The following is a 2,540-nucleotide window of genomic DNA, read 5'->3' on the forward strand; positions in this document are numbered from 1 at the left end:
GAAGATGTGTGGTGTGATCGATCGTTTTCGCGAGCAGGCTCGCTCCCACATTTTGCAATGCATTCCAAGAGTGGGAGCGAGCCTGCTCGCGAAGGCGTTGGTTCGGTCAGCGAGGGAGAGGGTTCAGACGACTTCCAGCCGAATCTTGTGCTGACTCAGCAACTGCGCCAGCGCCGGCACCGGTTGCTGATCGGTAACCAGGCAATCGATCAGGCTGATCGGCCCCAGTCGAATCATCGCGTTACGCCCGAACTTGCTCGAGTCCGCCGCCAGAATCACCTGCCGCGCATTGGCAATGATCGCTTGGCTCACCCGGACTTCCTGATAGTCGAAATCGAGCAGGCTGCCGTCCTCATCGATGCCGCTGATCCCGACCAAGGCGAAATCGACCTTGAACTGATTGATGAAATCCACACTCGCCTGACCGACCACACCGCCGTCCCGCCTCACATTGCCGCCGGTCAGCAGCACATCGAAATCATCCTTGGCGCTGAGCATCGAGGCGACGTGCAGGTTGTTGGTGATGATTTTCAGGTGACTGTGATTGAGCAGGGCGCGAGCAATCGATTCGGTGGTCGTACCGATATTGATGAACAGCGAGGCGTGATCGGGAATCTGCGCGGCGATGGCTTCGCCGATGCGTTGTTTTTCGTCGCGCATCTGATCGGCGCGCATCGCATACGCGGTGTTTTCGACACTGGAATCGTACGCGGCGCCACCGTGGTAGCGACGCAGCAGATTGGCTTCCGCGAGCTGATTGATGTCGCGGCGGATGGTTTGCGGGGTGACAACGAACAGCGTGGCCATTTCCTCGATGCTCACATAGCCGCGTTCGCGGACCAGCTCGAGGATTTGCTGCTGACGGGGAGGCAGATTCATGGGGCTTCCTTTGGGCTGCCGTGCAAAATTTGCCCATGATGCCGCAGGAATCCGCTCCCGACCAGTTAGATACCTATGTGTAACTCAAGGCTGGCTTATTCAGCGTCCTCACGCGCCCAGTCACGGGTGCGGCTGACGGCTTTTTTCCAGCCTTTGTAGAGTTTCTCTTTCTCGGTTTCGTCCAGGCTCGGTTCGAACTCGCGCTCGATCACTGCTTTGCCGCGCAGTTCTTCCAGGCTGCCCCAGAAGCCGCAGGCCAGGCCGGCCAGATAGGCAGCGCCGAGTGCGGTGGTTTCGCGCATTTGCGGGCGCTCCACCTGAGTGCCGAGGATGTCGGCCTGGAACTGCATGAGGAAGTTGTTCGCCACCGCGCCGCCGTCCACACGCAGGGCCTTGAGGCGTTCGCCGGAGTCCTGTTGCATGGCGTCGAGTACGTCGCGGGTCTGGTAGGCGATCGACTCCAGCGCGGCGCGGATGATGTGATCCACGCGTACGCCGCGCGTCAGGCCAAACAGTGCGCCACGGGCATACGGGTCCCAGTACGGCGCGCCGAGACCGGTAAACGCCGGCACCAGATACACACCGTTGCTGTCCTTGACCTTGTTGGCAAAGTATTCGGTGTCGTGGGCGTCGTTGACGATTTTCAGTTCATCGCGCAGCCATTGCACGGTCGAACCGCCGTTGAACACGGCACCTTCGAGTGCGTAGGCAACTTCGCCGCGCGGGCCGCAGGCGATAGTGGTGAGCATGCCATGCTGGGATTTCACTGCTTTGTCGCCGGTGTTCATCAGCAGGAAGCAACCGGTGCCGTAAGTGTTTTTCGCTTGGCCCGGCTCCACGCACATCTGGCCGAACAGTGCTGCCTGCTGGTCGCCAGCGATACCGCCGATGGCGATGCCGCTCTTGGTACGACCGTAGATTTCCGAGGAGGCTTTGACTTCCGGGAGCATCTCGCGGGGGATGTCGAGGATCTCCAGCATCTTCGAATCCCACTCCAGCGAGTGAATGTTGAAGAGCATGGTGCGCGAGGCGTTGGTGTAATCGGTGACGTGCACCTTGCCGCCGGTGAATTTCCAGATCAGCCAGCTATCGACGGTTCCGAACAGCAACTCGCCGTTGCGCGCGCGCTCGCGGCTGCCTTCGACGTTGTCGAGGATCCACTTCAGTTTGGTGCCGGAGAAGTACGGGTCGGTGACCAGGCCGGTGGTGTCACGGATGTAGTCTTCGTGACCATCGCGCTTGAGCTGCTGGCAGATCTCGGTGCTGCGGCGGCACTGCCAGACGATCGCGTTATACACGGGACGGCCAGTGGTCTTGTCCCAGACCACGGTGGTTTCACGCTGGTTGGTGATACCGATGGCGGCGACCTGGTCGTGATGCAGACCGGCCTGTGCCAGCGCTTCAACCATCACCGCGCTCTGGGTGGCGAAAATTTCCATCGGGTCGTGCTCGACCCAACCGGCTTGCGGGTAATGCTGAACGAATTCGCGCTGCGCGGTGCAGACTACGTTCGCGTCGCGGTCGAAGATGATCGCGCGCGAGCTGGTCGTACCCTGATCAAGGGCAATGATGTAGTTCTTGTTCTGAATGTCGGTCATGTCGATTGCCTTGGACGAAAAAAACGAGAGTGGGCCGTGGCGCCGGCTCGGATGGGCAGGAGC

2 protein-coding genes are annotated in these 2,540 nt (G+C 60.4%); both read right to left on the reverse strand.

The features are described 5' to 3' along the window. Positions 1 to 123: 123 nt before the first annotated feature. A complete protein-coding gene (locus tag QMX86_RS27885) occupies positions 124 to 879 on the reverse strand; it encodes a DeoR/GlpR family transcriptional regulator (protein ID WP_007953179.1) in 756 nt (251 codons plus the stop codon). 95 nt (positions 880 to 974) lie between these two features. Further along, the gene (gene glpK / locus QMX86_RS27890; RefSeq protein WP_024014162.1) at positions 975 to 2,477 is read right to left on the reverse strand and encodes a glycerol kinase GlpK; all 1,503 of its coding nucleotides are present in this window, start codon (positions 2,475 to 2,477) and stop codon (positions 975 to 977) included. Between the last annotated feature and the right edge of the window lie 63 nt (positions 2,478 to 2,540).

Source organism: Pseudomonas sp. PS01270 (assembly GCF_029959775.1).
GTDB lineage: Bacteria > Pseudomonadota > Gammaproteobacteria > Pseudomonadales > Pseudomonadaceae > Aquipseudomonas > Aquipseudomonas atacamensis.